The sequence below is a fragment of the Cyanobium sp. NIVA-CYA 375 genome, from assembly GCF_056108345.1.
Genome location: NZ_JBSYHW010000030.1, coordinates 12841 through 33078 on the forward strand (window position 1 = coordinate 12841; position 20238 = coordinate 33078).

The window sequence follows — 20238 nt, forward strand, 5'->3', positions numbered from 1 at the left end:
CATGATTGAGATAGTCCCGATTCAACCCATCTGACATTGGTTGTTATGCGTTTCAAACTCACCGCCATTCCCACCACAGTTCTGGCCACCACAGCTCTCGCCGCTACCACCCTGGCCAGCGCCATCGGTGTGGCCAGCATGGCCCAGAACCGGCCCCAGGAAGTGAATGTCTACTCGGGTCGCCATTACAACACCGACAAACAGCTTTACAGCGAGTTCACCAGACGCACTGGCATCAAGGTGAACTTGCTCGAAGGGAAGGATGACGAACTTATTCAACGCCTCAAGAGCGAAGGCAGCAAGAGCAAGGCCGACCTGCTGGTGCTGGTGGATGCAGCCCGGCTCTATCGAGCCCAGGAGGCCAATCTGTTTCGGTCGATCTCTTCACCGGAACTCAAAAAGGACGTGCCCGCCAACCTGCGGGATCCCGGTGGGCGCTGGTTTGCCCTGACCCGCCGCGCCCGCCCGGTGATGGTCAACATGGCCGCGGTGAACCCCAAGTCGATCCGCACCTATGCCGATCTCGCCAAGCCCGAGTTCAAGGGCAAGCTCTGTCTTCGCAATCGGGCCAGCGTCTATAGCCAGTCGCTCGTGGCCGATGAACTGGTGCGTCGCGGTGCAACGGCAACACGGCAATGGGTCCGAGGCGTTGTTGCCAACATGAAGGAACCCTTCTTCACCTCCGACACAACCATGGTGCGGGCCGTGGGCCAGGGGCAGTGCGGGGCCACCATCGCCAACCAGTACTACCTGGCCCGCCTGCTCAGCGGCGATAACACAGCCGACCGCGCAACCGCCAAGAAGGCGCGTGTGGTTTGGCCCAACCCCACCCACGTCAACGTGACCGCCGGCGGAGTAACCCGCAGCTCCCGCAACCCGGAAGCAGCCCGTCGCCTGCTGGAATTTTTAGCTTCTCCCAGCTCCGGAGAGGGCTATGCCGCCGCCAACAACGAGTACCCCCTGAAGGGCTGGGGCAACAACCCGACCCTCAAGGGATTCGGCACTTTTAAGGCCTCAACGGTCTCCATGGAGCAGCTGGGCCGCCGCAACCGTGAAGCGGTGCAACTGATGACGCAGGCTGGCTGGCAGTAACGACTTGGCATCGCGTTGACGCCCTCCAAGATCATCGGCGCCCCTGCGCAGGGACCGGGCCGCTCCAGCAGCCGGAGCTGGCTCTTACTGGTTGTGATTTTGGCAAGTGGGCTCGCCCTATTGCCCCTGCTCACCCTGTTGAAGGACGTGTTGATCAACAGGGGCGAAAGCAGGCTGGAGCTTGGATTTGACGGGCTCAGACAGGTGCGTGGCACCTTGCTGCTGGTTGCAGGGGAGGGGCTCTTAGGTGCCGTGGTGGGAACTGCCATCGGCTGGCTCACCGCTGTTTGCCGCTTCCCAGGCCGGCGCTGGCTGCGCATCGCCCAACTGGTGCCTATGGCCTTCCCTGCCTACCTGCTGGCCGCCAGCCTGATCGACTGGGGCAGCCACCGGGGCCTGCGCATCCATGGCCTGGGCTGGGCCATCGTGCTGCTCACCCTGGCTAACTACAGCTATGTATTTCTGCTGAGCACCGAGAGCTTCTCTGTTAGTGGCAGGCGGCTACTGGAGGCCAGCCGCAGCCTTGGCGTGGGCCCCTGGAGAAGTTTTTTCGCGTCGCCCTGCCAATTGCCCTGCCCTCGATCGGCGCCGGCATTGCACTCAGCGCCATGGAGGTGGTGAACGATCTCGGCGCAGTGCGACTGCTCGGCGTGCCCAGCCTCTCTGCTGGCATCCTCGATCGCTGGCAGGTGGATGGCGATCCCCAGGGTGCAGCGCTGCTATCACTGGTGGCTCTGGCGATCGTGGCGGTGTTGATCGCCAGCGAACGTCAATTGCGCCAACGCAGTCGGCGCTGGAACCTGGAAGGCGGAACGGGCAGCTCCCACGTTTGGCATCTGGCGGGCTGGCGCGCCGCCCTAGCCCAGTTGTTCTGTGTGCTGCCGCCCCTTATCGCTGTGGCCATTCCAGCCCTCTGGATTCAGCAGGGCTGGCAAGGGCTGCAGAGCGAATCGTTCGCAGAACTGGGCCAGCTGGCAAGCCGCAGCCTCGTTCTTGCCCTGATTGCCACAGGGGTGACCTGCCTGGGTTCGCTGCTGCTGGCCATCTGCCGGCGCTGGAGCCCCCAGCCACTCGTGCAACAGCTCAGCTTTATAGCCGGCTTGGGATACGCCATTCCCGGCAGTGTGCTGGCCCTCGGGCTGATCGTGCTGGGCGGCCCCCTCGGCTTCAGCCCAGTGCTGCTGCTGCTCTGGGGCTACGGCGACCGCTTCATCGCTGTCTCAAAACAGGGGCTTGATGCCGCGCTTGAGCGCATACCCCCGAGCATCGACGAAACGGCGACCAGCCTGGGCTGCGACTGGCTGGCGGTGCTGCGGCGGATTCACCTGCCCCTGCTGCGGGGGCCGCTGCTAGTGGGATCCCTGCTGGTGTTTGTAGATGTGGTGAAAGAACTGCCAATCACCCTGGCCCTGCGTCCCTTCGATTTCGACACCCTGGCGGTGCGTGTATTCCAATACGCCAGTGACGAAAGGGTGGGTGCCGCAATGGCACCCGCCGTAATGATCATGGCGTTTGGCTTGCTAGCGGCATTTGCCCTAGTACCCACCCTGGAGCAGCGCGACTAATCGCAGCCGATCAGCCCCCCATCAGGCCGCAGCCAAAGGGGCGGATTCAACCAATTCCGGCGCCAGGCGCATGCCGGCCTCACCAGCGGGGGCCTCGAGCAGCTGGGCCTGGCGAATCCGTGAAATCAGCCGCGTGGTAGTTACCCGGGTGGTGCCGATCAATTCACCAATCCGTTCATGGGTGAGACGAAACGGCAGATCACACCAGCTACCGCAGCGGCGTCCGAGGCGGCGCACCAGCAGACCTAACAATGCGTGCAGCCGCTGATCAGCGCTGCCTAAGTGACGGATGCGCAGCAGCTGCAAGGTCCATTCGTTGACCGCATCAAAGCCTTCCCCCTCCCGGGGTATGGCGTCACTACGGAAACTCAAAGGGGTAAGCGCCTCAACGCAGACACCCTCACTGCAGAGGCGCTCGGTACAGAGTTGATCCCCCGCCTGCAGAAAAGCCAGGGTCATCCCCTCGGTTTCCTCGCAGGGGCAAAAGACTCGGGCCACACCATCAAGCACCTCAATGCAGCTCCCTGAGGGGCGCAGAGCGGGGTTTAGCAGCACGGTTTGCCCAACCGGCATGCGCACGGCGGCAAGGGAATCGGCGGGCAGGAAGCGAAAACTCATGGCCGCAGCGGAAGGCTTATTGCGAATGACTCGCAACCTAAACAAGAACGCCGCCTTTTGCAAGCGATTCTCAATAACAACTAGCAATTGCAAGCGAGCCTGGCCAGGGCTGGGCCTGAGAGCGCCCAAAGCCCGCCTGCAATTGCGCTTTTTGTCTACTTTTTCACCAATTGCATCCCCTGGCTCACGCAAAGTCAGCCTTTGTAGCTGTGAACTACAAGTTGCAGCCAAAGTCCTCAGCCTTAGGCAACCTGGAATTGCTTCCCACCGACGTTGGGGATTTTCCCTTCATGTTGAACCGCAACCCCATGTGCAGCCGCATCGGCCTTCTGGCCGCTGCCGCGAGCCTGCTGGCGGCAGCTCCAGCCCTAGCCCAAACAGAAACCCTCTACAAGCTCGACACCAAGTGCAGCATCAAAGGTGGTGAACCGCAGGCCTGCGTGGTGGAAGCAGTTAACGAGGGCAACGCCACGCTCTATCGACACATCATCGGCAAAAACGTCCAAACGATTCGGGTCACCGACAGCCCAGTGCGCATGAGCGTTTGGGTGGACAGCCAGAAGAGCTGGATAAACCTAGACTCAGCAGCAGCTCGCTTCTCAACAAACACGATCTGCTTTAACGGCAGTGACCTGTGCGTGGTTAACCCCAACTACCTCAACAGCGTTAAGGAAGACCGCCCTGACGCAACGGCAGGCCGAGATCTGATCAGGGTTCAGTTCGGCGCCGATGGCCGCATTGATCTCACCTGCTACGACGACGGCTGCAAGGGGGTAGGCAAATGACCCGTGCACTAAGCGCCCCGTGGAGTGGCCTTGGACTGGCTCTAGCAGGGGTACTGGCCATGCCGATCGGCACGGCGTTTGCCATTGATCGCCAGATGATGAATAACCCCATGCCGGATAGCGGCACAGCCCAGCTACTTGCCCGCGGCGGCGGCGGCGGCTCCCGTGGTGGTGGCAGTGGCAGGCGCGCCGGTGGCAACAGCGGCTTCAGCAATGCCGGTGCGGGCCTCAACCGCGGCTCAAGCCGGCCCACCGGAGGCTGGGGCAACAAAGCCAGGGTTGGCGCGGGAGCCGGGGGGGCCGGAGGGCCTTCCCTAAACCGACCAGCGGCCCCTAATCGTCCAGCAGCAGGCACACGTCAATTGCCAGGCGCAGGCCAGGGCGGAGAGCGAATCGCTAATCGCGACGGCAATCGCGACCTGAACCGTGACGTCAATCGAAATATAAATCGCGATGTGAATCGCAACGTCAACAGGAATGTGAATCGGAATGTGAATCGCAACTGGAACCGCACAGTCAATATAAATAATGTCAACGTTCGACCGGGCTGGGCGCGACCTGGCTGGGGAGTAGCGCGGCCCTGGAACTACGGCTGGTATGGCGGCTGGTCCACCCCAACCTGGGGATGGTGGGGCGCCCGGGCAGCGGCTTGGGGTGTGGCGACTCTAGCCACTACGGCAATTATCAACAATGCCGTTAATAATGCTATTAGCAGTAACACAACCTACATTGTCGTACCCAATACCAACTACCAGTTGCTATTCGGGACTGTCCAACCATCTGGCAGCAATTCAGTGAGTTTTGTGATGCAAGCAAATGGTAACAACTACCAGCTGACTGCTAACTGCAACCAAGGCACAATCAACGGTCAAGAGCCAAGCAACGCCGAAGAAGCCGAACTCCTCAATGCCGCCTGCCAGGTGGCCTACGGATCGGTTTAACCGGTTGATAGCCAATGGATCTGTCGCCTTAGCAGCGGCAGATCCATTTTGGCGGGATGGCTAAAATTGCAAGGCTTTGCCTAATATGCAATAGCAGGGCCCCTGAAAGACAAAATTGACATCAAACTGACACTTGGCACTGCATTAGGCACTACGAGCCGAGATAATAGAGAAACTTTGGCTAATCAAGCGATGCCCCGGGCCCAAGCAGTTCATGCCCTGATGACCTTCACCCTGGTATGGGGACTGGGGACAGAGCTACAAGCACAGGAGTCTGAACATGCCAGCGGCGATCGCCTTGAAAGCGAAGCGCCCCCATCGGCAACCAATCAGCTGCCACCTGCTGTCTCTGCTTGGGCCGGCACAGTTGAGTTGTATGGCTTTGCTCCCGTGCGTAGCACTGGGACAACAACTGTCACAAATGGAACAAGAAACTTCAGTGCCGACACCGATCTAAATCTCAGTGAAGTTCTTTCCAAGCTGAAGTGGGCAACCACCCTGCGCGGCAGCATCGAAAAGGATCGACTAGGAGTTTTAGTCGATCTGGATTATGTCAAACTTGGGCAATACGGATCAAAAACAGGCCAGCGTGGAATCTTCACGGGGAGTGCTGAGATCACCGCATCTCAGGGGATCTACGATCTTGCCCTGCGCTATCGCTTTGGGGATCGGGAAGCTGCGGTGGGCAAGCCGGGGCAATTCAGCCTGATCCCCTATGCCGGCATACGGGTAATCGATGCCCAGTTGGATGTTGGAGCCCAGATTGAAGGCATTGGAGGTCGAGTCAGTATTCAACGACAAGGCAGCTTTGGACGCACCTGGGTTCAACCCCTGCTGGGCACACAAGCCACGGTATTTCTCTCTCCCCGATTACGGGCATTTGCCCGCGCCGACATCGGTGGCTTTGGGCTTAGTGGATCAGAAGATCTTTCCGGCAACGCCCAAATTGGCCTTGGCTATGCAGTGGGAAACAACACAGACCTAAATATTTCCTGGCGATATTCGGGAATCAATTACAATACTGGCGACATCCCCGATAGTGGCTACAGCAGCTATCGGAACGGCTTAGAAATTGGCCTCAAATTCTTCTTCTAATTCAGATTAGATGCTGCACGCGGCCTTAATGCCATGAAGCGTGGCGAACGAGCGATCTCAGCTCCCGATCCCCAGGCTCAACTTGCTTATAAGCGCCTCACCACACAGCGAAAACCCATATGGCCCGTGGAAGTATCAAGCCCCTGGGCCATGCGGGCGGCAGGGCGGTAGCGGCGGCAATAGCTAGGTGCACATAAATAAGAACCACCCTTAACCGCTTTACGTGGTTGCTCGCCGTGCTGCGAGTTGCGATCAATGCTTGCTTCTCGCGCTTGGGCTTGGGCGGCGGCTTCGGCGCAACAGCCTCCCGTGCTCTGCTGGTGCGGGCCATACCAGCTATCGGTCCACTCCCACACATTGCCAATCATGTCGACCAACCCATAGCCGTTGGCAGGAAAAGCGCCTACGGGGGAGGTGCGCTCGTAGCCATCTAAGCGGCTGTTGTAGTGGGGGAAATCACCCTGAAAGGTATTAGCTAGGGGCACCCCACCGGGATAGAGCTCCTCACCCCAGGCAAACTCGGCATTGCATAGGCCGCCCCAAGCTGCCCGCTCCCATTCCTCCTCCGTAGGCAACTGTTTGCCGCACCAGCTGGCGTAGGCCAAAACGTCGTCCCAAGCGACATGGACCACCGGATGCTGTTCTCGGCGCTTAATCGAGCTTCCCGGCCCCTCCGGATGACGCCAGTTTGCGCCGGCGAGATATTGCCACCAGCGGTAGTGACTGCCAGGCCCCAGCGGCCCCTGGGGCGGCACAAAAACTATTGATGCCGGAGCCAATCGTTCCTGATTGGCTCCGGGATAGTGAGCGGGATTTGCTGGCTGCTCCGCCAGCGTGCGGTAGCCGGTGGCTTTCACAAAGCTCCGAAACTGGGCGTTAGTGACGGGAGTGCGGTCGATCCAGAATCCAGCCACCTCGACGTCATGGGCCGGAGCCTCCTCGGGGTAGTGGTGGTCTGACCCCATCCGGAAGCCGCCCGCCGGTATCCACACCATTCCGGGGAATGGGGGACGACCGGAGGATCGGGCGGTGCCGGCTGACATGGCGGCAGGATCAGGGACCGCCGACAGTACTCACCATCTTCTCCATCACCTGCTGCAGCGAGAAGCTGGCAGCCTTTTGGCGCGGTGGGTATTCGGCGAAGGTGGCGAGGAACTGGGCCACGTAGGTCTGGGCTGGTACCAGGAGGAAAATGTGATCAAACATCCAGTCCCAATAGGTGTTTGAGGTCACATCAGCGCGCTCATAGGGGTCGGTGAGCAGGTTGAAGATCTTGGGTACCCGCAAAGCCGTAAACGGTTCGGCCCAGATCTGGCAGGTGCCCTGGGAGCGCTGCTCCATGAACACAAACTTCCAGTTGTCGTAACGCAGACCGGTAAGGTCGCCGTCGTCGGAGAAGTAGAAGAACTCAACCCGGGGACTCTTATCAGCCTGGCCAGTCCAGTAGTCGAGCATGTTGTAACCATCAAGGTGCACCTTGAAGGTCTTATTGCCGACCTGATAGCCCGCCTTGAGCTTCTCCTTGATCTCAGGCTCACCGGCCGCCGCAAGGATGGTGGGCAGCCAGTCGAGGTGGCTACAGATACCCGAGAAGATGGTTCCTGGAGCGATATGCCCCGGCCAGCGCACTAGGGCCGGCACCCGATAAGCCCCTTCCCAATTGGTGTTCTTCTCGCTGCGGAAGGGTGTCATGCCGGCATCAGGCCAGCTGTTCATGTGGGGACCGTTGTCGGTGCCGTACATCACAATGGTGTCATCGGTGACACCCAACTCGTCGAGCAGGTTGAGCATTTCACCAATGCACTCGTCGTGATAGATCATCACGTCGTGATACTCCGACTGCCAGCGACCGCTGCGGCCCACATCCTGGGCACGCGCATAGGTGCGGAAGTGCATGTGGGTGGTGTTGAACCAGACGAAAAAGGGCTCGCCAGAGGCAACGGCATCGCTAATAAAACGCTTTGCCTCAGCGATGAATTCGTCGTCGGCCGTCTCCATCCGCTTGCGGGTTAGGGGGCCGGTGTTTTCAATCCGTTGGCTGCCGTCACCATTTGCCCAGCAATGCAACACACCGCGGGGACCGAAGCGCTCCTTGAAGTTCGGGAAATCTTCAGGCTTGGGATAGTCGCGCAGCTCCGGCTCCTCCTCGGCGTTGAGGTGATAGAGGTTGCCAAAAAACTCGTCAAAACCGTGCATGGTCGGCAAATGCTCATCGCGATCGCCGAAGTGATTTTTGCCAAATTGGCCGGTTCGGTAGCCCTGGGGCTTGAGCAGTTCAGCGATGGTGGGATCTTCCGCCCTAAAGCCCGATTCAGCGCCAGGCAGACCCACCTTGCTAAGGCCGGTGCGGAAGACGCTCTGGCCGGATATGAAGGCCGAACGGCCAGCGGTGCAGCTCTGTTCGGCGTAGTAGTGAATGAAGCGACCACCCTCCTTAGCCACACGGTCAATGTTGGGGGTCTGATAGCCCATCAAGCCATCGCTGTAGCAGCTCAGATTGCTTTGGCCGATGTCGTCACCCCAGAGGATGAGAACGTTGGGTTTTCCGTTGGGCATGGGAAGAAAGGAGACGAATACGCCTGCCTTAAGGATGGCAATTGCGGCAGCGAATTGCAGCAAGGTCGTGCACTTCTTCACACCCAAATACCCAGACAGGCATTTATTTGCGCAAATGCAAACATTGGCGTGGTCGCCTTGAGTCAACACCTGTCACCAAGCTGTCGACGGGACTATGGTTCAGCTAATAACTAGGCCTGAAGACCTAGGCCTGAAGACGCCGCTGCCACTTCAAAAATGGAATCGATAGCAGCACAGTCATCAATAGATACACCAGGATGCCAAGTTTGACTGCAGGCACTTCCGGGGCATAAATGCCGGCCAGCAACAACGCAAGACCTGGGTTGCGCATCGATGTTGCTAATGCCAGGGTGACCCCAAGGCAGGGATCTCGGTTTGTCAGGCCATAGCCCAAAGCCAGGCTGATCAACACCAGAGCTGCCATCACCGGCAGGGCAATCAGATTGGCGCCTACATAGGTAACCAAAAGCGGCGCCGTTTTCCATAGCATCGCCAATACGAGCAGCAACACCAGCCCATTAGCGAGGCGATCGAGGGGGGTCTCCAGTCGGCTTGCCCACCTAGGAGCGAAGCGTCTTGTTAGCAAGCCCAGCAACAGGGGGAGCAGCTGAACTAGGGCCACCTGCTTGGCTACGTGGTGCGACTGAATCTGCCAACCCTCGACTCCAAAGATGCGGGTGAAGCCGCTCGCCAGCAGGGGAATGGTGATGATCGCCGCCAGGGCTGCGGACACTTGGAGCAGGGCGGCCAGGATCCGATCGCCCCCCTGCTTACCTGCCTTGCGCATCAGCAGGGGGGCACTGGGGCAAACAGCCATCAGAGCGATAGAAAATCGAGCCGGCTGGGAGAGGGCCATGGTGGGCGGCAACCACAGCAACAGGGCGGCTGCCACCGGCACGAGCAGGCAGGTGCCGATGAGGCCACGCAGCAGCAGACCCCGGTGCTGCTGCCAGCGACTTAAGCCATCTAGGGGCAAGCCCACCCCCAGGGCAAACATGATCGCGAACAGGGTTGCAGAAATCAGCAAGGGCGGAGATTGAGCCATCGGAGCAAGGCGCTGAACAGCAGATAAAAAAGAGCAAGGTGGCTGGGGCCTAGCTGCCGGCGCGGGCAGCAATAAGCCCCAGTGCCAGCACCCCGATCAAAGTGAGCATCACAGCTGTAGCAGCAGCTATGTGGGGCTTGTCTCGGTAGATGTAGTCGTCTTGATGGAGACGGCGCAGCTCGCGGCGGTATTGGAGCGTGGCTCCCGCCATGGCGAGAATCCCCGTGATTGTGAAAGCCGCAGCCACCAACTGCACCCCCCACTCCACTTGGGCACCCTGGCCGCCGGCGGCACGATCAATTGCTCCGACAATCTTGTCGAGACCGAAGCCGAAACTGATCAACGACAGGCAGGTGCGGATCCAGGCCATCAGGGTGCGTTCGGCCGCATCCCGATTCCGTTGCTTGGCCAGTTCGTTGGTGAGATTCATGGGCGCCCCTCCGGGCTCAGGGATCGATGGGATGCTTCGGCCTCCAAATCACGGGCCAAGAACACATTGAGCAAGGTGCGGATCACGGCCACCACGCCCAATTGCACCAAATGGGCTCCGGTGGGGGCAGTGGAGGTGGCGACGATGTCTGCCCCGAGCTGAAACTCCAGGGCCATCGCTAACCAGCTGCCGAAGGTGAGCCTCACCGCCTGAAAAGCACTGGGGCCGCGCCGCCGGGCACGCCAGCCCTGCCCGGCTTGGCGCAGGGTGATCAACAAACCGAGCACCACCGTGGCGAGCGAGAAGGCCTCAAGCACGCTGCGCAGGGCCATGGCCAGGGTGGCCAGTCCCTGATCAAAAATAAATAAAAGGCTTGGCTCGGAGCTAGGCATCGAAGTCAGCTGGCAAGCATGGGTGCATTCACCTTCCCAAAGCTAAGTAGCACTGCCGATGCCGTCAGCTGCGCTGACGCTTTTGCAAAAGGCTGCGTTTAGGGGTTGCCTTGCGATGTATTCGGTAACTACTCCGCCGCCGCACAGCTGGGGCAGAGGGCCCGCACGTTGAGCACGCACTCAAGCAAGCGGAAGCCATAGCCAGCCGCAGCCCGCTCACCAGCCTGAAGCACCGCAGGATTTTCAAATTCCTCAGTGCGGCCGCAGCGGACACACACCAGATGGTGATGGTCGCGATGGGCATCACTGGCCAGCTCAAAGCGGCGCCCACCCTCGGGCAGCTCCAGCTCCTGCAGCAGACCCATGGAGCTCAGCAGCCGCAGGGTGCGATACACGGTGGCGAGCGACACCCGCTCCTCGCTGCGCAGCAGGCGCTGGTGCACCTCTTCAGCGCCCAGGTGGCTGCCTTCACCAATGCGCTCAAACAGGGCCAACACCCGCTGGCGCTGGGGCGTCAGCCTCTGGCCGCGATCGTGCAGGCTGGAGCGCAGGCCATCTCCACCGGCGGGAAGGGTTGCAGCGGGGGGCTGGGCTCCAGGGCTGAGTCGGGCGGTCACAGCGTGATCCCAGGCTTCTCAACAATAGATGCAGTTGCGAAGAGGTGCCATGAGCAAACCCCGGGCCGTCTTTCTCGATGCCCTCAGCCTGGGACCGGTAGACCTGGCTCCCCTGGAGCGTCATGTCGAGCTGATCTGCTGGCCCAGCACCCCGCCGGAGCTACGCCTGGAGCGGCTGCAGGGGGCCGCGATCGCCATCACCAACAAGATTCGGCTGGATGGAGAGCTGCTGCGGCAACTGCCCCAGCTGCGGCTGATCTGCGCAGCTAGCACCGGCACCGACCAGATCGATGGCCAGGCCTGCAGCGAGCTGGGTATCGCCGTGCGGAATGCCGGTCGCTACAGCACGGCCTCGGTGGTGCAGGTGACCTGGGCGTTGATCCTCGAGCTGGTCTGCGATCTGCAAACCCGGCGGCGCCAGGTGCTGCAGGGCGACTGGCAACGCAGCCAAGTTTTTTCCCTGGTGGAGCCAGAATTTAATGAACTAGCCGGCCGCACCCTCACCGTGCTGGGAGCCGGCACGATCGGCCGTGGCGTGGCGGCCGTGGCGGAGGCCTTCGGAATGGAGGTGCGCCTGATCACCAGCCGCAGCAGTGCCGGCGAACTCGAAGCCGCCCTGCGCCAGGCAGATGTGCTGAGCCTGCATGCACCGCTCACCCCGGCGACCAGGGGCCTGATCAACGCCGAGCGACTGAGCTGGTTGAAGCCGTCTGCCGTGCTGGTGAATCTGGGCCGGGGCGGCCTGATCGAGCTGCCGGCCCTCATTGAAGCCCTGGTGCAGGGCCGCCTGGCTGGAGCCGCCCTCGACGTACTTGAAAAGGAGCCCCCAGGCGACGAGTTGGAGGCCCTTAAAAAGGTGCCAAACCTGATCCTGACGCCCCACATCGGCTGGGCTTCCCGCCAGGCGCGCCAGCGGCTGGTGCTGGCCCTGGCGGAGCATCTGACAGAGGCAGACTGAGCCCATCTCCCCAGGCCGCGAGCTGCCATGCCCACCCAAGCCGCCGTTCAGGCCTATTACGGCAAAGAGCTCACCGGCACGGCCGACCTCAAAACCAGCGCCTGCTGCGATGCCGATGCGGTGCCAGCCTGGCTGCGACCCCTATTAGCCCGGATCCACCCCGATGTGCTGGCGCGCTACTACGGCTGCGGCCTGGTGTGCCCGCCTCTGCTGGAGGGCTGCCGCATTCTCGATCTGGGCTGCGGCACGGGCCGGGACGTCTACGCCCTGGCCCAGCTGGTGGGACCGAGAGGCTCAGTGGTGGGCGTCGACATGACGGCGGAGCAGTTGGCGGTGGCCCGCGAGCACCTGGCCTTCCATGCCGAGCAGTTCGGCTACGCAAATGTTTCGTTTCTGGAGGGCACGATCGAAGCCCTCGAAGCGTTGCCCCTAGAGCCGGGCAGCTTCGATGTGATCGTGAGCAACTGTGTGCTCAACCTCTCCACCGACAAGGCGGCGGTGCTGCAAGGGGTGAAACGGCTGCTCAAGCCGGGCGGTGAGCTGTACTTTTCGGATGTGTACGTGGATCGGCGCCTGCCGGAAGCGGTGCGGCGCGATCCGGTGCTCTACGGCGAGTGCCTGGGCGGAGCCCTCTACTGGAACGACTTCCTGCGCCTCGCCAAGGGCGCCGGCTTCCTTGACCCGCGGCTGGTAAGCGACCGCGAGCTCCGGATCACCGAGCCAGCCCTGGCGCCACTGGTGGGCGAGGCCCGCTTCTATGCCGCCACCTACCGACTCTTCCACATCGCCGAGCTGGAAGAGGCCTGCGAAGACCACGGCCAGGCTGTGATCTACCGCGGCACGATTCCCCACCACCCGCACTGCTTCGACCTCGATGGCCAGCACGCCATCGAAACCGGCCGGGTGTTTCCGGTGTGCGGCAACAGCTTCCGGATGCTGCAAGCAACAAGGTTTGCGCCCCATTTCGAGTTCCTCGGCGACTTCAGCCGCCACTACGGCCTGTTCCCCGGCTGCGGCAGCAGCCTGCCCTTCACGGGAGTCGCAACCACCAGCGCAACAGATACCGGGCAGGCCTTAGGGAGCTGTTGCTGAATTACGCAGCAAAGAAGACCCATCCAGCCGGGCCGTGAGCTCCGCCAGCAGATCGGCAATGGTCACCACCAGCCGGTAGCTGATGGCGATCGCCAGCAGCGGCGCCTCAGGAATGGCGAAGCCCAGCCGCAGCAGCAGCACCGCCTCGAACACGCCCAGGCCGCCGGGGGCGCCGGGCACCACCAGGCCGGCGGTCCAGGCCAGGGCGAAGCCCGCCAGCCAGCCGCCCCAGCTGAGGCTGTAGGAGAGGTCGAAGGCCTGCACGCAGCAGGCAAAGCCGCCAAAGCGCAGCAGCACAAATCCAAACTGCACCAGCAGCGGTGGCCAGGGATAGGAGCGAATTGGCGCAGTGGCGGCCGCCTCGATGTCCATGCCCGGCGCCGAGAGCTTGCGGCGCTCCAGACGCTTGAGCAGGGGGTTGAGCCAACGCGGCCAGAGCAAGGCCAAGGGCACCAACCCCAACAAAGCCATGCCCTGTTGCCAGCCGCCCGCCGACATCAGCGCCAGGGCCGCCACCGCCGCCACCAAGGGGTCCAGCAGCACCGCCACCAGGGCCAAAGCGCCCGGGGCCGGGGCGGCCAAGGGGGCCTCAGGGCTGCGCAAAAGCTGCACGCGACTGCTGAGGTGCCAGATGCCACCGGGCAGAAATTTGCGCAGGTTGGTATCGAGGTAGGCCCGCACCAGCTCGCCCCAGCGGGGGCGCAGCCCAAGCCAGCGCAACAGCACGCCGAAGGCCAGGCCGTTGGCCACCAAGCTCAGCAAACTCACGCCCACCCCCAGCAGCAACCACAGCCAGCCCTGGCGATCGAGGCTGAGCTGCAGCAGCTGGCGCCCGTGGCCCATCAAGGCCGCCAGCAGAAAACCAAAACTCAGCAAGCTGATCCACAGCTTCAGGCCGCCGGGCAGGGGCGGCAAGCCCTCCCACCAGGCGGCCAAACGAAGCAGCCCGCGGCGGCAGCGCTGAAGCAGGGCGTGGGTAAAGGGTTTCATGCTTATGGCTGGCTGGGCAAGGGCTGGATCGGCAGATTGGAATCGGGCTGGGCCTCGAGGGCCCGCTGCACAACCAAGCGCACCTGATCGATCCCCAGTGTGTGCTGGCGCGCAAGAGCTGCTAGGTCGTCGTGTTCTGGCTTGCTGCGCCAGCGGCCGTCGGGCAGCTGGGCCTGCTTGAGCCGCACCTGCCCCAGGGGCGTGGCCAGCTGCCGGCTGCGGCGCGGCAGCACCCAGCGGGTCTGGGGGTGTTCGCGCAACCCCAGGGTGCTGCTCTGCCGCCACCAAATCCGGCGCAACCTCTCCGCCTGCTCGGGGGCTACAAGGGCCGTAAGCAGCTGGGCGGTGCGCCCTTTCTTCATGGCGATCGCCTGGCTGAACACCTCCAGGGCCCCGGCCTGACGCAGTTCCTCAGCCAGGAAAGCCAGATCCTCAGCCGTGGCGTCATCGATCTGGGCCTGCTGCACTAGCACCGTTTCGAGCTGGGCAGGATCTAGCTGGGCAGGATCGGAGCCGCCCCCATCGGCCAAGGTGAGCCGCAGCAGGTTGGGGCGATCCAGGCTGCGCGAGCCCAGCCCCACGCCTACCCGCTTAGGCACGTGGGTGGGGGGATGGCCAAAGCGCGTTGCCCAGCAGGCCGCTAAGGCCAGACCGGTGGGGGTGGTGAGTTCGCCGGGGGGGAAGCCCTCGGCTGAGGCCAGGGGAATCGCCCGCAAACGGGCCAGCTCCAATACGGCAGGCGCCGGCAGGGGCAGGGTGCCGTGGGCCGTGGCCACCAGGCCATGACCCGCCGGCGGCGGGCTGCACACCAGCTGCTCCACCCCGAAGTGCAGCAGCCCGGCGCACACCCCCACCACATCCACCAGGGCATCGATGGCGCCCACCTCGTGGAAGTGCACCTGCCCAGGGCTGTGGCCATGCACCGCCGCCTCCGCTGCCGCCAGCAGACCAAACACCTCCAGCACCCGCTGCCGCAAGGGCTCGGGCCAGGGAGCCGTCTGTAACTGGCTCCGCAACGCTCCCCAGAGCCGATGGGCCGGCTGGGGCTCCAGGCTCAGCACCTCCAAATGCAAACCGCGCAGGCCGCCGCTGCGGCGCTCTTCCAGCTCCAAGCGATAGGCCCCGGCCAGGCCGAGGGCGGCCAGGGGGTCATCGATCTCCCCCTGCGGTAGCCCCAAATCCAGCAGGGCAGCCAAAAGCATGTTGCCGGCTAGGCCCGTGGGCGCATCCAGCAGCGCCAGCACCGCCTCAGGCCTCCCCAGCCAGGGGGCGTCCCAGCCTTGGCGCCAGGGCCAGCAGGGCATCGGCCTCGCTCTGCAATTGCTGTTGACTGGCGCGCAACTGGGTCTCCACCTCGCGGCGGGCCCGGCGCTGTTCCCGTTGGGCTGTGTCAACGTCTTGGCCGGACAGGCCCCAGAGCCGCCCCAGCAGGGCCCGGTCGTCGGTGCCGCCCACGCTCTGGCCGTAGATCAGCTGCTCGGCCACCATTCCCGCCTGCAGTACCCGGCTCCAGCGCCGCAGCTCCTCTGCCGGCAACTTGGCATGGGCCGGCGGCTCCAGTTCGGTGCTGCCGCTGGTGTTGAGGCCGGCCCGCAAGCAGGCCAGGGAACCCACCAGCACCTGGCGCACCGCCATCTCCTCTTTACGGGCCACCAACAGGTGACCTGCCTCATGAATCGCAATCCGCCGCAGGCGGGCGCGGCCCCCTGGCAGGGCTTCTGCCAGCACATGGCCGCCGCGGCCACCAAAGCGGGCCGCATCCAAGGTGAGGCCGCCCAATCCCAGGCCCGCTATCAGGGTCACAATCCAGGGCGATAGGCCCAGGGCGGGGCCAAGAATCGCCGCCAGGCTGATCAAGGCCACGGCCAGGCCAGCAGCCAGAGGTTGGGTCATGGCCGGCGCCCCCAGCTAGTCACTTAAGTAGCCCGCCGGCTGACGGGGCTGGGACGTTGGCCGGCCTGGCTTGGCGCCGCCGGTCGACCCTTGCCGCCTTTGCCGCCTTTGCTCGCGGCACCGTCGCGGCGTCCCTTGCCACCACGGTTGCCCCGCTGGGCAACCGGACCGATCACTTCAAAGCTCTCCAGCTGCAACTGCTGAGCCTGACGGCGCAGATTGAGCGCCACGAAGTGGCGCAAATGCTCGAGGGGCACATCCCCCTTCAACTGCAGCTTGAAGGGCACGGGCCGACTGCCATCAGGGCGGGGCATCACCCGCACCTTCACCACCAGATCGCCGGTTTCAGGGCGGGTGTAAATCAGCTCGCCGCGCACCGAGAAGTAGTCGTCTCCCTCTGGCAGGGCGTCGTCTGAGCTGACGGCAGCAGAGCTATCGACAGCTGGGGATTCAGCTTCCTCGCCAGCGGCCAGGGTGCTGGGCTCCCACACACCGACCATTTGCAGGTGCAACCCCTCCTCCTCCCGCGAGCGGGGGTAGACCACCCAGAGGTGGGGCTCCTCCAGGTTGAGGTGGCGACGCATCAGGGTAAGTAGCCGGCCAAGCACTACTGCTTCCAGCTCGGTGCCATCAGCCGTGCGAATCACCCCACGGGTGAGCTGCTCGGCATCGGTGGGCACGTAGACACCTCGCACCACGCCAATGGCCCGGTATTGCGTGGGTTCGGTTACCGCTGAAATCGGATGTTGGCGCATGAGCTCAACTTTAAGGGCCCCCTAGCCGGGAGACAAAGGGCAGACTTACATCCCAACGCAGGCCGCCTACCAATGCCCGCCGCTGCCAACCGCTCCGGGATCTGGCCTGGGCTTGCCTTCGTTGGAGCCGGGGCACTGTGCGTCGCCGCTGGCTGGTGGCTTGGACAGCTTCAGAACGGTTCGGCTAGATCCGATCCCTCTCGCGCGGCCCTGGAGCGTCAGGCCTCTTCCCTGCAGCAGCAGCTCAACCAAGGCGGGGCCAGCCAGGCAGAACAGCAGCGGCTGCTGGAGCTACTGGTGGCGCTCGATCGCAAAACCGAGGCCACAGCGCTGCTGGAGCGTTTAGCCGACCAGCAACCCCAGCAATGGTCGCTGCGGCTGCTGCTAGCCGAACTACGCCGCGACCAGCAGGACCGCAGCGGCGCTGAGCGGGAGCTGCGCCAACTGCTCAACCTGCGGCCCGACCAGATCGAGGGACTGCAGCTGATGGCCCTACTGCAACTGGAGATGGGGCGTGGAGCCCAAGCCCAAAGCCAGCTGGAGGCCGCGCTGCAAAGGGCCAGCAAGCCCCAGCTAAAGCCGGAGGCCCTGCCGATCGGCCTGCTGCTCGCCAACTTGCTGCAAAGACGGGGCCAGCCGGACCAGGGTGAGACTCTGCTGCTCAAATTAACCACAGAATTCCCCAGCGACCAACGCCCCCTGCTGGCGCGGGCGATGCTGCAGCAGGAGCGTGGCGACATCAAAGGAGCCCAGGAGTCGCTGGCGTTAGCTCGCTCCCGAAAAACGGGACCAAGCGACCCGCGGCTAGATCAGGTGGCCGCCGCCTGGGGTTTGGCGCCGCTCAGGGACCCTTCACCAGTGCCGCCGGGGAAGACGACGGCGCCGCAGGCGGAGAGTGGAAATCCCTGAGGGCAGCGTCCACCGCATCGCCAGGCGGAGTGGCGTCGTCCATGGCGGTGGCCTTGCGCAGCTTGTTCATCAAATCGATCGGGTTAGTGGAATCGATAACCGATCCACCCCGATTCGTGCCGGTGCCGTAGTCGAGCTCCCGCTCCTGCTGGGGGCTGCTGATCGTTTGGCCGTAGCCCTTCTCCTGGGCCCGGGCCGCTCCCACACCCACGCCAACAGCAATTGCCGATACGACTCCTGCCGCTAAAGCAAGCGTGGAACCCAGGCACATCAGAGATTTGCTTGGGGCCTTGCTTGGTGCCGTTGTAAGGCAGGGATTGATTAGTGGTGCACTATCAGCTGCCATGGATTAATCACTCCGAGGCTCCCTAAGTCCCATTCTAGGTGCGTTCGCCAGGGTTGAGTTTCGGCCCCCACCCTGCTGACCCCCTTGCCATGAAGATCGCGACCTGGAATGTCAACTCGGTGCGCACCCGCCTCGAGCAGGTGCTGGCCTGGCTGGAACAGGAACGCCCAGAGGTGCTGTGCCTGCAGGAAACCAAGGTGACCGACGAGCTGTTTCCGCGTGAAGCCTTTGAGGCCCTGGGCTATGCGGTAGCCATCAGCGGCCAGAAGGCCTACAACGGCGTCGCCATCCTCAGCCTGCTACCCCTCGAGGACGTGCAGATCGGCTTTGGGGCCCTGCTGCCCCACGACCCGGAAGCCGCCGGTCTCAGCGAGCAGAAACGGGTGATCAGCGCCCTAGTCGACGGCATCCGGGTGCTGAATCTCTACGTGCCCAACGGCAACTCGCTCAAGAGCGAAAAGTATGCCTACAAACTTGAGTGGTTGGCCTGCCTGCGGCGCTACCTAGAGGAGCAGGAGCTCCAGGGAGATCCCCTTTGCATGGTGGGCGACTTCAACATCGGCCCCGAGGCCCGCGACATCCACGATCCGGAGCGACTTAGCGGCGGCATCATGGCCAGCGCGGCGGAGCGCTCAGCCCTGCAGCAGGTGCTGGGCGAGCGGCTCACAGACGTGTTTCGGGTGTTCGAGCCAGAGGCCGGGCACTGGAGCTGGTGGGACTACCGCACCGGCGCCTGGGACCGGGACCGGGGCTGGCGTATCGACCACATCTACCTCTGCGAACACCTGGTCGCCTGCGCCACCGGCTGCGTGATTCACAAGGCCACACGGGGCAACGAGCAACCCAGCGACCACGCCCCGGTGGTAGTGAATCTGGTGTGGCCGCCTGAAGCCGACGACTGGAACTAAGAACTGGAACTAAGCCCGGTTAAAACACCACCGCTTCATCGGGCAGCGCCTGGCCCTGGGCCTGCAGCACCGCCACCCTGCGGGCCGATTCGCCGCAACTAGTTGGGGTGGGGAAGATCTTGCCGGGATTAGCAATATTCAGCGGATCGAAGGCCCGGCGGACCAGCTGCATCGTGGCCAGGTCATCGGGGCTGTACATCCAGTCGAGGTAGCAGCGCTTATCGCTACCCACGCCGTGCTCGCCGCTGATGCTGCCCCCCTCATCCACACACAGCCGCAGAATGTCGGCGGCCAGGGCCTTCACCCGCTCCTCGATGCCGGGCTCCTGGGCCGAATAAAGGATCAGGGGGTGCAGGTTGCCGTCGCCGGCATGAAAAACATTGGCCACCGGCAAGCCGTAGCTGGCGCTGAGCTGCTCAATCGCCGCCAGCACCCGCGGCAGGGCACTGCGGGGCACAACGCCGTCTTGCAGGTAATAGCTGGGGAAGCGGCGGCCTAGAGCTGATACCGCCGACTTGCGCCCTTTCCAGAGCAGGGCGCGCTCCTGCTCATCGGTGGCCTGGCGCACGGTGCGGGCACCCGCCTGGCAGCAGAGCTGGGTGGCGAGCTGCACCGCAGCGGCCACCTCCCCCTCCTGACCATCCAGCTCGATCAACAGCAGCGCCGCCGCATCGCGGGGATATTCATCAACGCCGAAATAGTCGTTCACCGCCTCGATCGTGAGGCGATCCATCATTTCCATACCAGCAGGCAGCAAGCCGGCGGCAGTCACCTGACGCACCGCCTCGCCGGCCGCTTCCATGCTGGTGAAGTCAGCTAGCAGCACGGCCACGCTCTGGGGCGCCCGCAGCAGCCTCAGGGTGATCGCCGTAGCGATACCCAAAGTGCCCTCACTGCCGATGAAGGTGCCCCGCAGATCGAGTTCGGGGGTTTCATCGAGCTCGCTGCCCAAAGTGGTGACGCTGCCATCTGGCAGCACCACCTCCAGGCCCAGCACGTGGTTGCTGGTGACGCCGTATTTGAGGCAGTGCACGCCACCAGAATTTTCGGCCACGTTGCCGCCAATGCTGCAGGCCACCTGACTGGAGGGGTCTGGGGCGTAATAAAAGCCATCGCCGGCCACCGCCCGCGTCACCCAGCTGTTGATCACACCGGGCTGCACTGTGATGCGCTGGTTTTCCAGGTCTATGGCCAGCACCTGGCGCATGCGGCTGGTGGCGATCACCAGGG

21 protein-coding genes and 1 pseudogene are annotated in these 20238 nt (G+C 63.2%); 9 read left to right on the forward strand and 13 right to left on the reverse strand.

The features are described from left to right. Positions 1-45 precede the first annotated feature (45 nt). Together AC01FP_RS09295 and AC01FP_RS09300 are read left to right on the forward strand one after the other, a co-directional pair. The gene (locus tag AC01FP_RS09295) at positions 46-1092 is read left to right on the forward strand and encodes an extracellular solute-binding protein (RefSeq protein WP_474479776.1); all 1047 of its coding nucleotides are present in this window, start codon (positions 46-48) and stop codon (positions 1090-1092) included. Positions 1093-1122: 30 nt separating this feature from the next. Beyond that, a pseudogene (locus AC01FP_RS09300) lies at positions 1123-2657 on the forward strand (ABC transporter permease). Between the two features lie 21 nt (positions 2658-2678). On the opposite strand, the gene AC01FP_RS09305 reads toward AC01FP_RS09300, so the two are convergent. Further along, complete coding sequence (locus AC01FP_RS09305; protein ID WP_474479777.1) at positions 2679-3275, reverse strand: helix-turn-helix domain-containing protein; 597 nt, start codon at positions 3273-3275, stop codon at positions 2679-2681. A 221-nt stretch (positions 3276-3496) separates the two neighbouring features. On the opposite strand from AC01FP_RS09305, the gene AC01FP_RS09310 reads away from it, so the two are divergent. The 3 genes from AC01FP_RS09310 to AC01FP_RS09320 all read left to right on the forward strand — a co-directional run bounded on the left by AC01FP_RS09310 (position 3497) and on the right by AC01FP_RS09320 (position 6096). Further along, positions 3497-4060 (forward strand): hypothetical protein, encoded by a 564-nt coding sequence (locus tag AC01FP_RS09310; RefSeq protein WP_474479778.1) that lies wholly within the window; start codon positions 3497-3499, stop codon positions 4058-4060. Continuing rightward, entirely contained in the window at positions 4057-5001 is a 945-nt protein-coding gene (locus AC01FP_RS09315; protein WP_474479779.1) for a hypothetical protein, read from the forward strand. Before AC01FP_RS09310 ends, AC01FP_RS09315 begins: the two co-directional genes overlap by 4 nt. Positions 5002-5223: 222 nt before the next feature. After that, positions 5224-6096 (forward strand): hypothetical protein, encoded by an 873-nt coding sequence (locus tag AC01FP_RS09320; RefSeq protein ID WP_474479780.1) that lies wholly within the window; start codon positions 5224-5226, stop codon positions 6094-6096. 86 nt (positions 6097-6182) lie between these two features. Here the strand turns inward: AC01FP_RS09320 and AC01FP_RS09325 are convergent, their stop codons facing one another. The 6 genes from AC01FP_RS09325 to AC01FP_RS09350 form a co-directional block, all read right to left on the reverse strand. After that, complete coding sequence (locus AC01FP_RS09325; RefSeq protein ID WP_474479781.1) at positions 6183-7139, reverse strand: formylglycine-generating enzyme family protein; 957 nt, start codon at positions 7137-7139, stop codon at positions 6183-6185. Between the two features lie 10 nt (positions 7140-7149). Next, positions 7150-8652 (reverse strand): arylsulfatase, encoded by a 1503-nt coding sequence (locus AC01FP_RS09330; protein ID WP_474479782.1) that lies wholly within the window; start codon positions 8650-8652, stop codon positions 7150-7152. Between the two features lie 205 nt (positions 8653-8857). After that, positions 8858-9718, reverse strand: coding sequence for a bile acid:sodium symporter (locus AC01FP_RS09335; protein WP_474479783.1), 861 nt, complete (start codon positions 9716-9718; stop codon positions 8858-8860). A 49-nt stretch (positions 9719-9767) separates the two neighbouring features. Further along, positions 9768-10148, reverse strand: a complete 381-nt coding sequence (locus AC01FP_RS09340) for a YidH family protein (RefSeq protein WP_474479784.1) — start codon at positions 10146-10148, stop codon at positions 9768-9770. Further along, positions 10145-10540: a DUF1622 domain-containing protein gene (locus AC01FP_RS09345; protein ID WP_474479785.1), complete on the reverse strand. Its 396-nt coding sequence runs from the start codon at positions 10538-10540 to the stop codon at positions 10145-10147. Before AC01FP_RS09345 ends, AC01FP_RS09340 begins: the two co-directional genes overlap by 4 nt. A 128-nt stretch (positions 10541-10668) precedes the next feature. After that, entirely contained in the window at positions 10669-11157 is a 489-nt protein-coding gene (locus tag AC01FP_RS09350) for a Fur family transcriptional regulator (RefSeq protein ID WP_474479786.1), read from the reverse strand. A gap of 49 nt (positions 11158-11206) precedes the next feature. On the opposite strand from AC01FP_RS09350, the gene AC01FP_RS09355 reads away from it, so the two are divergent. Then, positions 11207-12115: an NAD(P)-dependent oxidoreductase gene (locus AC01FP_RS09355; protein WP_474479787.1), complete on the forward strand. Its 909-nt coding sequence runs from the start codon at positions 11207-11209 to the stop codon at positions 12113-12115. Positions 12116-12142: 27 nt separating this feature from the next. Further along, the gene (locus tag AC01FP_RS09360; RefSeq protein WP_474479788.1) at positions 12143-13207 is read left to right on the forward strand and encodes a methyltransferase domain-containing protein; all 1065 of its coding nucleotides are present in this window, start codon (positions 12143-12145) and stop codon (positions 13205-13207) included. Here the strand turns inward: AC01FP_RS09360 and AC01FP_RS09365 are convergent. The 4 genes from AC01FP_RS09365 to AC01FP_RS09380 are packed head-to-tail and all read right to left on the reverse strand — an operon-like array spanning position 13190 to position 16845. Then, positions 13190-14197 (reverse strand): lysylphosphatidylglycerol synthase domain-containing protein, encoded by a 1008-nt coding sequence (locus AC01FP_RS09365; protein ID WP_474479789.1) that lies wholly within the window; start codon positions 14195-14197, stop codon positions 13190-13192. The genes AC01FP_RS09360 and AC01FP_RS09365 overlap by 18 nt on opposite strands. 2 nt (positions 14198-14199) lie before the next feature. Then, positions 14200-15501, reverse strand: a complete 1302-nt coding sequence (larC, locus tag AC01FP_RS09370; RefSeq protein WP_474479790.1) for a nickel pincer cofactor biosynthesis protein LarC — start codon at positions 15499-15501, stop codon at positions 14200-14202. Continuing rightward, entirely contained in the window at positions 15446-16090 is a 645-nt protein-coding gene (locus AC01FP_RS09375) for a hypothetical protein (protein WP_474479791.1), read from the reverse strand. Before AC01FP_RS09375 ends, larC begins: the two co-directional genes overlap by 56 nt. A 23-nt stretch (positions 16091-16113) precedes the next feature. Beyond that, a complete protein-coding gene (locus tag AC01FP_RS09380) occupies positions 16114-16845 on the reverse strand; it encodes a hypothetical protein (RefSeq protein ID WP_474479792.1) in 732 nt (243 codons plus the stop codon). Between the two features lie 72 nt (positions 16846-16917). Here AC01FP_RS09380 and AC01FP_RS09385 point away from each other — a divergent pair, with 72 nt between their 5' ends. Further along, positions 16918-17754, forward strand: coding sequence for a tetratricopeptide repeat protein (locus tag AC01FP_RS09385; protein ID WP_474479793.1), 837 nt, complete (start codon positions 16918-16920; stop codon positions 17752-17754). On the opposite strand, the gene AC01FP_RS09390 is transcribed toward AC01FP_RS09385, so the two are convergent. Beyond that, a complete protein-coding gene (locus AC01FP_RS09390) occupies positions 17687-18025 on the reverse strand; it encodes a hypothetical protein (protein ID WP_474479794.1) in 339 nt (112 codons plus the stop codon). The two genes, AC01FP_RS09385 and AC01FP_RS09390, sit on opposite strands and share 68 nt — an antisense overlap. 164 nt (positions 18026-18189) lie before the next feature. Here AC01FP_RS09390 and xth point away from each other — a divergent pair, with 164 nt between their 5' ends. Beyond that, positions 18190-19008, forward strand: a complete 819-nt coding sequence (xth, locus tag AC01FP_RS09395; protein WP_474479795.1) for an exodeoxyribonuclease III — start codon at positions 18190-18192, stop codon at positions 19006-19008. Between the two features lie 19 nt (positions 19009-19027). On the opposite strand, the gene AC01FP_RS09400 is transcribed toward xth, so the two are convergent. Further along, positions 19028-20238 (reverse strand): FAD-linked oxidase C-terminal domain-containing protein (locus tag AC01FP_RS09400; RefSeq protein WP_474479796.1); only part of this gene is annotated, 1211 nt, incomplete at its 5' end.